This window comes from Bacillus horti (genome assembly GCF_030813115.1).
GTDB lineage: Bacteria > Bacillota > Bacilli > Caldalkalibacillales > JCM-10596 > Bacillus_CH > Bacillus_CH horti.
Window position 1 is genome coordinate 59,361 of sequence record NZ_JAUSTY010000022.1, and the last position, 15,226, is coordinate 74,586.

Sequence of the window (15,226 nt, forward strand, 5' to 3'; positions counted from 1 at the left end):
ATTAAGATATATCAATACGTTTTATTCAAAACGGCTTTTCGGAATGATTACAGGCTAGGGTTAATAATCTTGTAAGGATGCGTTATTTAACGATAGATGTAATGATGTAGAACTCATTTCATTTATATCAAAAGTTAGGAGTGATTAAAATGCCTAGTGGTACGTATACAACGACCATACCAATGCCAGTACACAAGGTGTGGAGCTTTGTTAAAGATGTGAATAATTGGGCTCCTTTAGTTCCAGGCTATCAAGGTCATGAACAAATTGACGAAAACACATTTAATTGGACATTCAAGGTAGATGTAGGCTTCTTCAAACGAGAGGTACAGCTACAGATAAAGTTTACAGATTGGCAGGAGCTAACAAAGATCAGCTATAATCTGAATGGGATAACGGATCAGTTCTCAGGTGAAGGCTATTTTGAATTTAAGGCTAAGGGGCAAGATTCCACTCAATTAGAGGGTTATTTAGAGCTAACAGCCAAAGGAGCGATGGCTTCCATGATCAATTCCTTTCTAAAGTCTGCTGTGCCTCAAATGGTGGAGGAGCTAAGCAAGGAAATAGCGGAAAAGATTAAGGAGCAAGAGCAGAGATAAGATAGTCCTGCAACTTCAATCTAAACAAAATGTAACCTTAAATATGAGGTGTAAAAGGATGAGTCTAATCTAAGCCGAAATCATGCTAAGGAGAGTTACCTAACAAAGTTATTTATAGGTAGCTCTTTTTTATTAGCTGATATAGGACAAGCACATGTGACCCAATTGCTAGGAATTGGGTCAAGGAATATGATATACTACTGGCAAACAACATGAAGTAATGTTGACGGAGGATCATTATGATAAAACAAGATCGTAAAACAATAGGAAAAACAAATGTCATATCGGTCTATTTTGATGCTGAGTTCTTCTTCGAGAGGGGTCTGCACTCCTTCCAGCGTTATGATTTTCCTAAGGCGTTGAAATATTTTCGTAAAAGTGTGGACCTAGATCCGCACCATTCCAAATATTTAGTGCACCTTGCTGCTGTATATACAGAGCTGGGAAACTATGAGGAAAGCAATCGCTTACTGACGTTTATCGTTAATAGCATTGATTCCTGCTTCACCGATTGCTATTACTATATGGCGAATAACTATGCGCATTTGGGTAATTTTGATCAAGCTGAGCGTTACGCCTTATTATATATCCAAGAAAGTCATGACGGCATTTATGTGGAGGAAGCAGAAGAGCTTCTAGATTTTATTTGCTTTGAGCTAGACCGTGAACCTAGGGAGCTGGATCAGGAGAATCAGCTTATTGTTCAGCATGAAAAAGCTAGGATAGCTTTAGAGCAGGGGAAGTTTGTTGAAGCAACGAGACTGCTAAAAGAAATGGTAGAGGAGCACCCTCACTTTTTAGCGGCGCGCAATAATTTAGCATTATCCTACTACTACCTAGGGAAATATGATGAGGCAATGGGTGTTATTGAGGAGATCTTAGAACGAGATCAGGCGAACCTGCACGCTCTTTGTAACCTTGCCGTATTTCTATATCATAAGGAAAAGCAGGAGGAGGCTAAGCAGCTACTTGCTGGCTTGAAAAAGGTACAGCCCTTCCACCCTGAGCACCAATACAAGCTTGCCACAACATTGGGTATACTAGGGGAAGATCAGCGAGCATTTGAGCTTTTTTCATCTTTATCCAAAAGGGGCTTGATGGAAGACTCAAGTTTGTATCATTATATGGCTGTTGCTTCTTATAATATTGGGAGAGAAGCTAAGGCTTTGGAATATTGGACAAAACTAAAGCAGTTGAACCCAAGCTGTGAAATTGCCGAATACTATTTAAATATTCTAGAGGACAAGGAGCTTATCCAAACAACGGAAAGACTTCCTTATCATTATCAGCTTCCCTTTGACGTACAGCTGAAAAAAATGGATTGGTTTGTGAACGGAAGGATTCCTAAGAACCTTATGCAAGATCCATTAATCCGTTCCTCCTTGCTGTGGTCACTACGCTATGGTGATCGAGATACGAAGCTACAGGTCCTGCAATCCTTTGAATTATTAGCCGATGAAGAGGTTGAGGAAGCGCTACGTCAGTTTATCCTTGAGAAGGAAGAGGAAGATTATATTAAAAAAGTAGCGATCTTTGTCCTTCGTCAGATTGGAGCGAAAACTCCATATACAGCTAATTTATGCGGTCATTTGATTGAAATTGACCAGCAAACGATTGAAGAACGGTTCCCACATTGGATGGAAAACTGGCAGAAGGTATCTAATTGCTTAAGAAAATACATGGAAGGTCAGTATGACCTTCTAGAGCATCAGGAAGCACAAACGATTTGGAGTAGCTTTTTAGAGCAGATTTACCCCGATCTTCCTCAAATTCGAAAAGCAGAGGGCTGGGCGGCTGCTATTGAATATTATATGCTGGTTCGTAAAAAGAAGAAGGTTAGCAAAATAGAAATTGCTGAGCGCTATGACATTTCCGTTCAAACGCTGAGCAAAAACCTAGACCTATTAAAGCAAGCATTTTCCTAGACAGTAGGAAAGCGACTTTGTATGATAAGAGTAACTAAGGATTGGACTGACAAAACGCAAGAGGTGAATAAGATGAGTGAAGAGAAAGTATATGATGTAGTCATTATTGGAGCTGGACCTGCTGGTATGACGGCAGCAGTGTATACGTCACGTGCTAACATGAGTACGCTGATGCTAGAAAAAGGGATCCCAGGCGGACAAATGGCGAATACAGAGGATGTTGAGAATTTTCCTGGCTTTGATCACATTTTAGGGCCGGATTTATCCAATAAGATGTTTGAGCACTCTAAGAAATTTGGAGCGGAGTACGCCTACGCTGACGTGAAACAAATTGTAGATGAGAAGCCCTACAAGAGAATTTTAGCAGGGAAAAAAGAGTTCTTAACGAAGTCCGTTATTGTGGCAACAGGATCAACGTATCGTAAGATGGGGATTCCAGGTGAGGAAAAGCTATCTGGACGTGGAGTGTCCTGGTGTGCGGTGTGTGACGGTGCCTTCTTTAAGGAGAAGGAGCTTGTTGTGATAGGGGGAGGAGACTCCGCTGTAGAGGAAGCGAACTATCTGACTCGATTTGCTAGCAAGGTGACGGTGATTCATCGTAGAGATGAGCTGCGCGCTCAGAAGATTCTCCAGAAGCGTGCCTTTGAAAACGATAAGATTGAGTTTATTTGGAACCATACAGTCGAAGAAATCCTAGGTGAAAATAAAGTGTCTGGTGTGCGCATAAAGCATACGGAAACCGGTGAAGAAAAGAACTTTGCTTGTGAGGGAGTCTTTGTCTATATCGGCATGGATCCAATCTCTCAAAGTGTAGATGGTCTAGGGATTACGAATGAGGCTGGCTACATTGTGACAGACAATGCAGACATGTCTACAGCAGTTCCAGGGATATTTGCAGCTGGTGATGTTCGTGATAAGACGTTACGTCAAATTGTTACAGCAACGGGTGACGGTTCTCAAGCAGCTATTTCTGCTCAGCACTATGTAGAGAATCTTGATGAAAAAATCAAAGAAGGAGTAGCTCTATAAAACCAATTAGAGCTAGGTCCACATTTTTTCATCAATTTGTAATCTGATCTTAATCATCTTGTAATACAAATGAAATATTTATGGGGTACACTATAACTAAGTAATTGACCCCCTTTTTAAAATATTACTTTAGCGCAGGTGAAATATCCTGCGCCCTTTTTTTTTCGACTACTTCTTCGTGAGACTTCTATTGAAGCTTTTTCTATCCTCAAGCCATCTTCATTTTCCATGAGCACATGTAGAAAAATCCTCCTTTTTTAAGTAGTCACCTTTCTTTACCTAAAGTACGTATGGTGGTATGCTTACATTGAGGTGACAAGTGTGCAAAGAATAACGAATTGTATCTTACACGATCCAGCACGAGATCAAATTCTGCTTTTACAGAAGCCTAGTAGAGGCTGGTGGGTTGCGCCAGGCGGGAAAATGGAACCTTATGAAACGATAACCGAATCCGTTGTTCGTGAATATAGAGAAGAAACAGGGCTAATCGTTCAAAATCCTGAGCTTCGAGGTATATTTACCATCGTTGTAGAGGAAGAGCAACAGATTAAGGATGAATGGATGATGTTCACGTTCTACGCCCAACAGTACTCAGGTGAGCTACTTACTCACTCTCCAGAAGGACTTTTGAAGTGGCAGAATCCTGAAGATATAGCTAAGCTTCCAAAGGCGGAAGGGGACCAATTGTATTTTGATCACATATTACGATCTCCAGACATTTTCATAAAACGATTTAGATATACACCAGAATACAATTTAATCTCTGTGGAATAGGAGGCGTGTAGGTGATGGAAAAATCGATTCAGCTCATTATTATTACAGGTATGTCCGGTGCGGGGAAGACGGTGGCTGTACAGAGTATGGAGGATTTAGGTTATTTTTGTGTAGATAATCTTCCACCTGTGTTTATTCCTAAGTTTCTAGAGCTGATTGAACAGTCATCTGGATCTATTCAGAAGGTGGCCTTGGTTTTGGATTTAAGAGGGAGAGAATTCTTCGATTCTTTGCTTCATGCGATGGATCAATTGGATCAAAAGGAGCATTTTCAGTACCAAATCTTATTTTTAGATGCCAACGACGATGTGCTTGTTCAGCGCTATAAAGAGACACGCAGACGACATCCGTTATCCTCAGATGGGTTGCCATTAGATGGGATTATTCAGGAGCGTAAGATTCTCGGAGATTTAAAGGGCCGGGCCCAACAGGTCATTAATACGACTGGACTTAAGCCGGCTCAGCTACGAGAAGAAATTATCCAGCGTTTCTCTGATGAGCATTGTAATCAAATGACAGTGAATGTAATGTCCTTTGGCTTCAAATATGGTATTCCTCTTGACGCTGACTTGGTTTTTGATGTACGCTTTTTACCCAATCCACACTATATTCCAGAATTAAAACCTAAAACAGGCTTAAACGAAGAGGTTTCCTCATACGTATTAAAATGGAATGAAACGAATACCTTTATTGAAAAGCTTGAAGATTTACTTCAATTTCTTTTGCCGAGCTATCAGCGTGAAGGGAAGGGCCAGGTGGTCATTGCAATCGGTTGTACAGGTGGGAAGCATCGTTCGGTTACACTAGCTGAATTTTTCTATAAAAAGTTCTCTACCGAGTTTACCACCCGTGTGAGTCACAGAGATATAAACAAAGATAGATGAGGTGACATATGACTCAGGGGAGATTGGCTAAGAATAAGGTTGTGGTTATCGGAGGGGGAACAGGGCTAGGCACCATCTTAAGAGGGTTAAAAACAACTAGCCTTGATTTAACAGCGATTGTGACCGTAGCTGATGATGGAGGAAGCTCAGGCATTCTTAGAGAAGAGCTCAAGATGCTACCACCAGGGGATATTCGCAATGTGCTGGTCGCTTTGGCAGAACGAGAGCCACTGCTACAAAGCTTATTTCAGCATCGCTTTCAGAACGGTAACGGCTTAGCAGGGCATAGTGTTGGAAATTTACTTATCGCCGGTATGCAGGAAATAACGGGAGACTTTGTCACCGCTATTCAAGCTTTGAGCCGAGTGCTTGCTGTTCGAGGAAGGGTTTATCCCGCTTCAACCCAAAGTATTCGACTGAAAGCCAAAATGGAGGATGGAAGCATCGTTTACGGTGAGTCCAATATTCCCAAAGCGAATAAGAAAATTGACCGTGTCTACTTGGAACCGGATGATGTAGAAGCTCTTCCTGAAGCGATTCTAGCAATTGAGAAAGCAGATCTTATTTTGTTTGGTCCGGGAAGCTTATACACAAGTATCATCCCCAATTTACTGGTTCAGGGAATTAAGGAAGCCTTGCAGAAAAGTAAAGGGACAAAGATGTTCATTTCAAACGTGATGACACAGCCAGGAGAAACCGATGATTACTCGGTTGAGGATCATATCCAAGCGATTCATAAGCATGTGTACGCCCCGCTATTTGACAAGGTTGTCGTCAACAATGGACCTATCCCTAGAGAAATTCTGCAAAAATACCACGATCAAGGAGCTATTCCTGTGGCTTATGATAAAAAGAGGCTAGAAGCACAGGGGATCAAGGTCATTGAGGATCGATTGTTTATTTTGGATGAGTTTTTACGTCATGATGCTTTTCGTTTAACCAAGATTGTATTGGATAGTCTTAAAGCTTTATGATTCAGTAGGCTTTTAGGGTATACTTAAACTAGAGGTTAAGATAATCGGAGAAATCTTAAGTTTTAAAGACTTACTTGCTTGAAGACAGGGGTAAGTTTATTGGGAATGAAGAGGGTGAGGGAGTATGTCCTTTGCGGCGCAAACAAAGAAGGAGCTAACAGCACTTGAATCAAAGGATTGCTGTAAAAAAGCCGAGCTAAGTGCATTATTACGAATGAACGGTCTTTTATCCTTCTCACAAAAGAAAATGGTTCTAGATATTACAACAGAAAATGCAGCAATTGCCCGTATTATCTATAAAAGCATTAAGCACCTGTATAATGTAACAGGGGAGCTTTTAGTACGAAAGAAAATGAGACTAAAGAAAAATAATGTGTATGTGGTTCGTCTTTCTCATCAGGTAAAAGAGATTCTAGAGGATCTGTACATTGTTTCTTCAACGTTTGAGATCAGAAGCGATATTTCTGCTGAGCTTATTACAAAATCCTGCTGTAAACGTGCCTATCTACGCGGAGCTTTCTTAGCAGGGGGGTCAGTTAACCATCCAGAGTCCTCTTCCTATCACCTAGAGGTCTTCACGAACTATGAGGAGCATGCTAAAGCACTAGTGGAGCTTATGAATATTTATGAGCTTAACGCTAGAGTGATTGAACGAAAAAAAGGGTATGTGATCTACATTAAGGAAAGTGAAAAAATCACGGAGTTTCTTAATATTATCGGAGCCTACCAGGCTTTATTCCAGTTTGAAGATGTACGTATCGTTAAGGATATGCGTAATTCTGTGAATAGACTTGTGAATTGCGAAACGGCAAATTTAAATAAAACGGTGGCTGCCTCCATGAAGCAGCTTGAAAACATTAAGTTGATCGAAGATAAGCTAGGCTTAGATCAGCTTCCCGAAAAATTACGTGAAATAGCGCTCATTCGCAAACAAAATCCTGATGTGAACTTAACCGAGCTTGGGGAATTATTACCGAGTGGGAAGGTATCAAAATCAGGAATCAATCATAGATTAAGAAAATTGAATGAAATGGCAGACAAATTAAGATAAAATAATGACAAAAAATAAAATTTCAACGAATATTCATTAAATACTCATTAATACTCATGAATATTCAGTAAAAAAAATATATACTTAAATCAGACAGAAATACTAGTAATTGAACGATTCAATGCTATAATTTATTAAAATAACAAAAGTAGGTATAAGAGAAGGAGGAATTTGTGGTGGTCCAAGAAAAAGTTGTCGTACAATTAAAAACGGGATTACAAGCAAGGCCAGCTGCATTGTTTGTCCAGGAAGCGAATAGATATTCAACAGATGTGTTTGTTCAAAAGGATGATAAGAAGGTGAATGCGAAAAGCATCATGGGGATTATGAGCTTAGCGATAGGCTCTGGAAAGGAAATTATCATCTCTGCCGATGGAGCTGATGCTGAGCAAGCGGTTCAAAGCTTAGTGTTATTTGTCTCTAAGGAAGAATAGTTTTTTGCTTTAAATTTCCTTGAAAACGCAATCAGTACCGGTATAAAAGAGTGATGAGCAATTAGGTCACTCTTTTTTTTATTGCGTGTCTAGCAAGCTGCCTAGAGAAATTAGGCGAAAAGTCATGGAAGGTGATCTCGGTTCCATGAAATAGAAGTAGGTAGCAAACTCTTTGTCCTCGCTCATATTCCGAGGAAGAAAGCGATGAAGAATATGAGAAGGGAGGTTAAAGAGCTTACGGAGGAGCCAAGAAACAAGATCTATTGGGATATGAAGGACATGGTTGGAGGATTAAAGCGTAAGATTACAGGCTTTAGTAACTTTATCTTCTCTCACCGATTGCTAAAAGATGGCTAAAATTTTTTGAAATTCATCTCATGCTGAAGAAGCCATTCTTTCCTCCATAGACCACCAGCATATCCAGTTAGCTTGCCATTTGAACCAATAATTCTATGGCAAGGAATAACAATACTTAATTTGTTTTTACCGTTAGCATTCCCTACAGCCCTAATCGCTTTTTCATTTCCGATGTTTGCTGCCAATCCCATATAAGTTCCGGTTTTTGCATAAGGGACTTTTCTTAGAGCTTGCCATACTGTTCTTTGAAAGTCAGTTCCTTTAAACTCATACGGGAATGTAAATTCACGACGAGTTCCTTTAAAATATTCGTCAAGCTGGTTGTAGCATTCTGTCAGAACCTTTGGGGTTTCAGCATTTGTTAGATTCACCTTTTTGTCATCATCTGTGAACATAATAGAGGTAATAGCATCCTGAGTACCGATGATTTCTAGTACACCAATGGGTGATTCGTAATCCAATTTATAAGTTGTTGTCATATAAAGACCTCCATAGATAAAAGGTGGCGTATGCCTGCCAGCCTTCCCAATGTATCGCATATTCTTCTATTTCTTCAATCGTTGGTTTTCTATCTAGCTTTAGTAGGTTTTTTAAGGCATTATGAAGTCCGACATCGGCTATTGGAAAGGCATTAGTATAGTGTAGGCATTTCATAATGGCATAGTCTGCTGTCCATGCTCCGACTCCTCGAATCTTCATCAATGACTTGTGTATGTCTTGATAGTCTTTTTGCTGAAGGAGTAATTCTTTAGATAGTTCACCATTTGCCATAGCATTAGCCATATTAATGATATATTCAGCTTTCCTTGTAGTGAATTGTAGCTCTCTTAGATCATCTACTTGTAATGAAGCTACTTTCTTAGGTGTAGGGAATAGCCAATACGTCTCACCTTCAAACAATTGACTTTCTCCAAACTGTTCGGAGAAGCGTTTCTTTAACGTGTAGGCAAAAGTTAAGTTAATTTGCTGCCCGATGATCGCCCATACGAGAGCTTCAAATAAGTCTGGAATCCCTATAATCCGTAAGCCATAGTATTTGTGGGAAAGAGGCTTTAAAATGCTATCTTGATTAGCCATCAGATAGAATTCTTTAAGGTCTTGATCTAAATCAAACCATTCCCATACATACTCAGCTATTTCTTTGCGGCATTGATTAGAAGGTATGTGTATAGGAAATTCAATTGTTATGGAAGGATTATTGTGATTGTTATTATAATCTATTTTACATAGGATCAATGTTTCTCTGACCTTCAGTAGCTTATATATTGTATCCTCTTTTATTTGATATATAATTTCAAGAGGGGACCTGTTTAAGAAAGTAAGACACTCTTCAAAATTAAATTCCTTAGGCGGATAAAGCTCCACGTAGGACTCATGATCAATCCAGTTCATTTACGAGTTCCTTTCGGTATTCACTTGGTGAACAGTTTTTCAAGCTGCGGAACACTTTATAGAAATTAGAGGGACTTTGGAAGCCTACCTCATAGCAGATCTCAAGGTTCGTTAGGTTTGTGTTTTTTAGAAGGTGGGTTGCTTTATCAATGCGTATTTTCTCTAAATAGGTTCGTGGTGTTTCAGCGGTCTCTTGTTTGAATAAGCGCTCCAAATAAAAGGGACTTAAACCAGCTTGATCGGCAGGATGGGCGACAGTATATTTTCGTTGTTTTTACTGCTGTGAAAAATAGCCCGTCATATTTGCGATCACAGGTCATGATTCTCTCCCACATCTCTTCAAATGACAGGTTGATATTCGTTGTCACCATGTCCTCACGATCCTTTCTACACTAGCCCTTAATTTGCATACAAATGGGACGTATCCATTTCTTCTATTAATTGAGCAGCACTTTTTTCTAAATAAACAATGACTTTATCAAATAGAGCGTTGCCAAAGCTAAAACGTTGCACGTCTAGTTCCTTAAGCTTATTACAATTCGTTAGTCCAGGTAAAGATAATACATCTTGTTCATTGTGCTTTCTCCTCATGTATCCTTATTGAAGCCATTGTAACAAGGAATTGACCTCCATTTCGTCCTCAATTTTGCCCTTATGGTCTGCATGGTACTACCTAAAATTATTCATTTTTTTAAAAATAGATAGTCATAATTTCTACATTCAAGTCGTTTATAGGATGGATGAAAAAAAGAGAGGAGTTTAGAAAATTTGAAGAAGGTACTGTCTTTTTTAATTTTACTTAGTATGGTCATGACCTTGTTTTCAAGTCAGTTAGTTGTAGCTCATTTAAATGTATTTACATCACCGCCACCTGACGGTGAGCCACCCCATGCATATATTTCATTTGGTCCAGGCTATGAATACTTATTCTCTGGGGGCTCGAGTATAACAAATCTTAATGAGTGGAAAGGTTAGGATTTCTGGATTTAGTACTGCTACTCAACGTGTAGATGCTATTGGGATACAATTAACTTTACAACAATGGACAGGCTCTACCTGGATCGATGTTTATCGCAGTCGAAACACTTCTAGTAGTTCCTCAAGCAATACATATGAGGACTATGAAGTAGAGGTGTCAAAAGGTTATTATTATAGATCAATATCGTACCATTGGATTGAACAAGGAAGAATTAGAGAGGAAGGTACTTTAACTACGGGGTCTATTTTTATTCCAAATAATTAATAAAAAGTAGCAGGACTATCCTGCTACTTTTCTAATATAATGATTCAGCAATTGATAGTATTTCTGACTCTGAAAGAAGACCAAAAAGAGAAAATTTTATTTGATCATCCGTTAGCCAGTCAATTTGGACAAAGTTATTATCGTAAACTATCATAACTGCTTTATTTTCATTTATTTGTAAATCGTGAATTGTTGCATTTTCATAAAAACGAGCAGTCTCTGGTGTTGAGTTTTCACTAAGCATCCGTTGGCTCAATTGAATAATTCTTCCATCATCATTTACATATTCTATGAAGGCAGTTCTATACTCTCCATCTGTATCTTGATAAATCCGGACAAGATCAAGGCTGTATTCATCTGGTATATAAGTAGGTACAACCAAATTGAAAGATAACATTTGCTGTGCTTTTTCTAAGCTAGTATCTTCCGACCTCAATCCATCTGTTGGAGTAGACTCTATATTTGGTGGTGGAGGTAGTGTTTTTGCTCCGATATTTTCAATATTCTGCTGTTCTTCATCAAAGAAGATATCTATAATATTTTCTTGTACTTTTTTTACAAGACCTTGGAATTGAGAGTAGGCTGTGGGCAAGTCAGCGGTCAGAGCAAAGCTTATTAGCAGTGACATACATGCAATAGCCGTAATAATTTTAATTCGTTTTATCCTGCGGTTACGTTTTTTTATTTTATCCAACCTTTCTTTTACATTTGGCCAGGGTTTTTGATTATCGGGAATATCTACATCTTTATGGACACTGTTTAACCACGATTTCAATTCTTCATCGTTATGTTTGAACTCATCACTCATCAGCATCAACCCATCTTTTTGAAAAGTAGTGGTACAACTTTTTTCTTGCTCTGACCAACATCTGGGCTAACGCTTGCTCGGACGTACCCAATTTCTGCGCAATTTCATTGTATGACTTCTCTTCAATGTAATACATGAAAAGAACTTGACGATATACAGGCTTTAACGCTTGAAGAGCTTCGTGCAGGATTTCATTACGAATATGATCTTCAACTTGATCAGCTACAGTAGGGAGTAAAAAAGGAGCCTTCTTATCATTAATGACTTGAGGCTCCGGTACATGATGATATTTTTTGTTTTTCTTAAATAAATCATAGGCATAGTTTCTAGCAATTCTAATGATCCACGCTTTGTGAATGGATTTCGCCTTCGGTGCCTTATCTACTACTTTAAAGAATGTTTCTTGTACAATATCTTCAGCTAACTCATGATTTCGGTATAGAAAGTAAATATCCCGATATACTAGCTTCCGATATTCATTATAAGTTATTTTCTGGGCATTGTGGTCTAATTCATAGAAATTAGTGCGTAAAAAATACAACCATTGATCCTGCTCCACTTTTACCGTCCCCTACCATTTTTATTCTCTCTAAATATTAAATGGAGTTATAAGCAAGAAGTTTTTAGAATCTATTTATATCTTAACATAAATTACCATACGCAAAATATGAATTATTAATTCTTTAAAAATATTTTTTTACAAAAAAGTCATGTTTTGCTAGGATAAGTCGTTTATGTAGTAGAATAGCTTTTTTGACTACAGACATCTTTCAAGCTACCTTACTTATTCTCAAGCAGGGTAACAAACAAGAAGCTGTAAACCTACTAGATTCTTGTCATGGAAAAAGGGGGAGCTCACATCGAGGAAGGGGGAGGTGAAATTCTTTTTTATGGTCGGTTGAAGGGGTTAAATCTAGTAATTTTTAAAATCTATTAAATTTAAGGAGGGTGTTCGACTTGGTAAATACAATTTTAAATCGCAAAAAATGGACTAGAATGTTTGTATTTTCTCTTACGTTTATTCTGGCTCTAACAGGTGCAGTTAGTGCATATGCTGCTGATAGCGGAGAAAAGGTAGGGAGTATTGATATTACCAATGCCATAAAACAAAATCTTAGTCAAGTGCAAGGCGATGTCGGAGCCTTCGCTACTCTAACTATTGACTGGAGCATTCCAGGTAATTCTACTGCGACTGGAACAACAGGGTTGCCAATGGAATCAGGGGAGTCAATTACCATCAATGTGTCCTATTCACCTAGTGCTTCTAGTGTGCAAGCAGGGATAATTCAGCCGGATGGATCATTTAGATATGTTAATGGAAGCAGAGGAAGCGTTAATCATGAATTTTCTATCTCCCAAAGAGGAACTTACTATGTAGCAATTGTAAATAGCTCCTCTAACACACTTACTGTAACAGGGTTTGTTAACTACTAATTAATTCGTTATATGAAAATAGTCCCCTAGCTAGGGGACTATTTTACATAGAATCAGAGCTTTTGATTCAGTCATCTTATTCATCCTCTAAGTGAATTTCTCCAATTTCAATTTTTGAGAGTATGTTCTGCCACTCTTCCGGAGTGAATTTGTGTTCGTCCGAAAGTTTTACTGATACAGGTGATAAAGGTAACTTCAGCACATTATCAAGATCAATTTTTTTAACAAACTCTTCGTGTTCAATATGTGGAACGGCTGTTTCTTCAATTTCCATTGTGAAATCATTAGCAAAATTGCTTTCAAGGGAATTTGTTGCTCTAATCGTTTCGATTTTGGGTGTGTTATTTGAGGCCCATACTGCTGTTGTTGTACCCACGGCTCCCACAGTTATCAATGCTACTGTTGTCAATACGATAGTACTCTTTTTCAGTTTTTTAGTATTTAGCATAATCTCTAATCTCCTTTTTAATTGTTTTCCGTCACCGGATAAAGAGGCACAAAATTGTACGGGTAAATTCCTTGATCCTGCCACGACATTCAAAATAGTCTCACCATAGCGTTTTCGCTCGGCATAGGACATTTCTCGAACGACTTCTTCGTCACATGACAACTCACTCCATGTATGAATGTCCTTGCGAAGAAGGTGTACCAAGGGGTTAAACCAATGCAAGGCACTGGCTCCCAGAGTGAACGCCTTAAACCATAAATCTTTCCGTTTCAAATGGATTAACTCATGACGAATAACCATGCTCATGTCTACATTTGCGGTCTTCTCCACAGGGAGGTATATGGTTGGGCTCCAAAGACCGACAAGTACAGGACTCCTTATTCCGGAGCTGTAAGCGAGTTGGATATTGCTTTTAATACCAAGAGATTCCTTAATGAAAGGAAGTAGGAGAACTGCTTCACTGTTATGGGGAATAGGGCTACGCGTAGACTCTAGCATTTTTAATAATCTACGGTATACATATGTTTGCCAAGTCAGATAAGCGATAATTCCGATTACCCATACACATAAGAATACGAAAACTAAATTGGCTGAAATGGTTAATTCTGTGACGGTCTGCTCCGAATTAGCCTTTCCTGATAATTGTTCGACTGAAGAATGTAGTACAGGGAAAAGATGCTCGTTTACTTGAGTTGTTAATGAACTGGTTGTAAAAAACGACGGAATCCATTGAACTCCAATGGCTAAGGGTAGTAAGTAAAAAACTACTGCCAATTTACTAAGTCTGTATCTCCATCTAGTAGGTAACACTTTAGTGGGTACGAGTCTTAATAGTAAGAGGCAAGCCATAACGGCACTCCCTGCAACGGTCAGCGTTAATAGTAATTCAAGGATAGTATTCATAAGTAGCACCTACTTTTCCGAAAACCATTTTTTCAGCTCGGCTACGTCTTTATCTGAAAGCTTATCACCGTCATACAGAGCAGAAATAAGATTTTTAACCGATCCTTGATACAAACCGTCCAATACATTTTGCGTTTCCATGAGCTTGTAATCTTCAGGTGAAATAAGGGGAATGTATTTATTTGTCCTTCCATGTCTCGTAGCTTCAAGCGCTCCTTTGTCTACCAAACGAGATAAGAAGGTGGAAATGGTCTGAGCTTTCCATTCTCTTCCTCTTTGCTCAAACAGAAGCAGTAGTTCGGTAGAAGTAACTGGTGGGGCACATTCCCATATTACCTTCATAAGTTCTAACTCAGTATCTGAAAGCTTTTGAATTTTGTTCACGGTGAACACCTCTTTACATCGTTATGCGTCCATAACGAACTAATTACTACATAATGTAGTAATAACAATTTACTACACTTCGTAGTAGTATGTCAAGTAAGTAGTTGAATTATACTACAGTACGTAGTAAAATGAATTCACTACACATTGTAGTAAAGGGGAAGTATCTTATGGATTTAAAGGAAAAAGTGCTGATTTTAAGAAAACACGAAGCATATTGCTATCAAGTATGCTATTATCTGACTAAAGATGAAGAGAACTCCGTCCAAGCAACCCGTGAGAGCTTAATAGAGGTTTTTCGCAATCCTGCTTTTTTCAGTAATACTATCGAGCGACAGAGGAAGATTGTCAGGACGGTTGCTGTTCGTTCATCGTTAAGAATTAATACTATGAAATCATTAAATGCTATTTAGTAATCATAAAAATACTTATCCTTCACGTCGTATTAATCTCAAAAAAGAAAGCACAGCCGACTAAATGGCTGTGCTTTCTTTTATGTGCGCCCAGCATGTGCGCTATCTATAGGGTTCAAGTCCCGAATAGCGAAGGCAGTAGTAGCTATTAGCTTAAGACAAGGGTGTCCACCG

At 38.8% G+C, this 15,226-nt stretch carries 18 protein-coding genes and 2 pseudogenes; 12 read left to right on the top strand and 8 right to left on the bottom strand.

Annotated features, from left to right (window positions below):
• Positions 1–149: 149 nt before the first annotated feature.
• The 9 genes from J2S11_RS19280 to J2S11_RS19320 all read left to right on the top strand — a co-directional run bounded on the left by J2S11_RS19280 (position 150) and on the right by J2S11_RS19320 (position 8,027).
• A complete protein-coding gene (locus tag J2S11_RS19280) occupies positions 150–599 on the top strand; it encodes an SRPBCC family protein (protein ID WP_307397411.1) in 450 nt (149 codons plus the stop codon).
• 239 nt (positions 600–838) lie between these two features.
• Positions 839–2,524 (top strand): tetratricopeptide repeat protein, encoded by a 1,686-nt coding sequence (locus tag J2S11_RS19285; protein ID WP_307397413.1) that lies wholly within the window; start codon positions 839–841, stop codon positions 2,522–2,524.
• 72 nt (positions 2,525–2,596) lie between these two features.
• Positions 2,597–3,553: a thioredoxin-disulfide reductase gene (trxB, locus tag J2S11_RS19290; RefSeq protein WP_307397415.1), complete on the top strand. Its 957-nt coding sequence runs from the start codon at positions 2,597–2,599 to the stop codon at positions 3,551–3,553.
• Positions 3,554–3,874: 321 nt separating this feature from the next.
• Positions 3,875–4,327, top strand: coding sequence for an 8-oxo-dGTP diphosphatase (locus J2S11_RS19295; protein ID WP_307397417.1), 453 nt, complete (start codon positions 3,875–3,877; stop codon positions 4,325–4,327).
• Between the two features lie 14 nt (positions 4,328–4,341).
• Positions 4,342–5,211 (top strand): RNase adapter RapZ, encoded by an 870-nt coding sequence (rapZ, locus tag J2S11_RS19300; RefSeq protein WP_307397419.1) that lies wholly within the window; start codon positions 4,342–4,344, stop codon positions 5,209–5,211.
• A gap of 8 nt (positions 5,212–5,219) precedes the next feature.
• Positions 5,220–6,185 (top strand): gluconeogenesis factor YvcK family protein, encoded by a 966-nt coding sequence (locus J2S11_RS19305; protein ID WP_307397421.1) that lies wholly within the window; start codon positions 5,220–5,222, stop codon positions 6,183–6,185.
• 124 nt (positions 6,186–6,309) lie between these two features.
• Positions 6,310–7,236, top strand: a complete 927-nt coding sequence (gene whiA, locus J2S11_RS19310; RefSeq protein ID WP_307397423.1) for a DNA-binding protein WhiA — start codon at positions 6,310–6,312, stop codon at positions 7,234–7,236.
• Between the two features lie 176 nt (positions 7,237–7,412).
• Positions 7,413–7,670 (top strand): HPr family phosphocarrier protein, encoded by a 258-nt coding sequence (locus tag J2S11_RS19315; protein WP_307397426.1) that lies wholly within the window; start codon positions 7,413–7,415, stop codon positions 7,668–7,670.
• A gap of 204 nt (positions 7,671–7,874) precedes the next feature.
• On the top strand, positions 7,875–8,027 hold the full coding sequence (locus tag J2S11_RS19320; protein WP_307397428.1) for a hypothetical protein: 153 nt from the start codon (positions 7,875–7,877) through the stop codon (positions 8,025–8,027).
• Here the strand turns inward: J2S11_RS19320 and J2S11_RS19325 are convergent.
• The 4 genes and pseudogenes from J2S11_RS19325 to J2S11_RS19340 all read right to left on the bottom strand — a co-directional run.
• A complete protein-coding gene (locus tag J2S11_RS19325) occupies positions 8,024–8,506 on the bottom strand; it encodes a methylated-DNA--[protein]-cysteine S-methyltransferase (protein ID WP_307397430.1) in 483 nt (160 codons plus the stop codon). The two genes, J2S11_RS19320 and J2S11_RS19325, sit on opposite strands and share 4 nt — an antisense overlap.
• Positions 8,490–9,419, bottom strand: a complete 930-nt coding sequence (locus tag J2S11_RS19330) for a DNA-3-methyladenine glycosylase family protein (protein ID WP_307397431.1) — start codon at positions 9,417–9,419, stop codon at positions 8,490–8,492. The genes J2S11_RS19325 and J2S11_RS19330 overlap by 17 nt, the downstream gene beginning before the upstream one ends.
• A pseudogene (locus tag J2S11_RS19335) lies at positions 9,406–9,790 on the bottom strand (helix-turn-helix domain-containing protein). The gene J2S11_RS19330 and the pseudogene J2S11_RS19335 overlap by 14 nt, the downstream one beginning before the upstream one ends.
• Positions 9,791–9,818: 28 nt before the next feature.
• A pseudogene (locus J2S11_RS19340) lies at positions 9,819–9,986 on the bottom strand (isocitrate lyase/PEP mutase family protein); the annotation flags it as partial.
• A gap of 201 nt (positions 9,987–10,187) precedes the next feature.
• Here J2S11_RS19340 and J2S11_RS19345 point away from each other — a divergent pair.
• Positions 10,188–10,394: a hypothetical protein gene (locus J2S11_RS19345; protein ID WP_307397433.1), complete on the top strand. Its 207-nt coding sequence runs from the start codon at positions 10,188–10,190 to the stop codon at positions 10,392–10,394.
• 299 nt (positions 10,395–10,693) lie between these two features.
• Here the strand turns inward: J2S11_RS19345 and J2S11_RS19350 are convergent, their stop codons facing one another.
• Positions 10,694–11,470, bottom strand: coding sequence for a DUF4367 domain-containing protein (locus J2S11_RS19350; RefSeq protein WP_307397435.1), 777 nt, complete (start codon positions 11,468–11,470; stop codon positions 10,694–10,696).
• Complete coding sequence (locus J2S11_RS19355; protein ID WP_307397437.1) at positions 11,463–12,029, bottom strand: RNA polymerase sigma factor; 567 nt, start codon at positions 12,027–12,029, stop codon at positions 11,463–11,465. Before J2S11_RS19355 ends, J2S11_RS19350 begins: the two co-directional genes overlap by 8 nt.
• Before the next feature lie 398 nt (positions 12,030–12,427).
• On the opposite strand from J2S11_RS19355, the gene J2S11_RS19360 reads away from it, so the two are divergent.
• Positions 12,428–12,904: a hypothetical protein gene (locus J2S11_RS19360; RefSeq protein ID WP_307397439.1), complete on the top strand. Its 477-nt coding sequence runs from the start codon at positions 12,428–12,430 to the stop codon at positions 12,902–12,904.
• 76 nt (positions 12,905–12,980) lie between these two features.
• Here the strand turns inward: J2S11_RS19360 and J2S11_RS19365 are convergent, their stop codons facing one another.
• A complete protein-coding gene (locus tag J2S11_RS19365; RefSeq protein WP_307397441.1) occupies positions 12,981–14,255 on the bottom strand; it encodes a M56 family metallopeptidase in 1,275 nt (424 codons plus the stop codon).
• A gap of 9 nt (positions 14,256–14,264) precedes the next feature.
• Complete coding sequence (locus J2S11_RS19370) at positions 14,265–14,639, bottom strand: BlaI/MecI/CopY family transcriptional regulator (protein ID WP_307397442.1); 375 nt, start codon at positions 14,637–14,639, stop codon at positions 14,265–14,267.
• 170 nt (positions 14,640–14,809) lie between these two features.
• Here J2S11_RS19370 and J2S11_RS19375 point away from each other — a divergent pair, with 170 nt between their 5' ends.
• On the top strand, positions 14,810–15,052 hold the full coding sequence (locus J2S11_RS19375) for a hypothetical protein (RefSeq protein WP_307397444.1): 243 nt from the start codon (positions 14,810–14,812) through the stop codon (positions 15,050–15,052).
• Positions 15,053–15,226 lie beyond the last annotated feature (174 nt).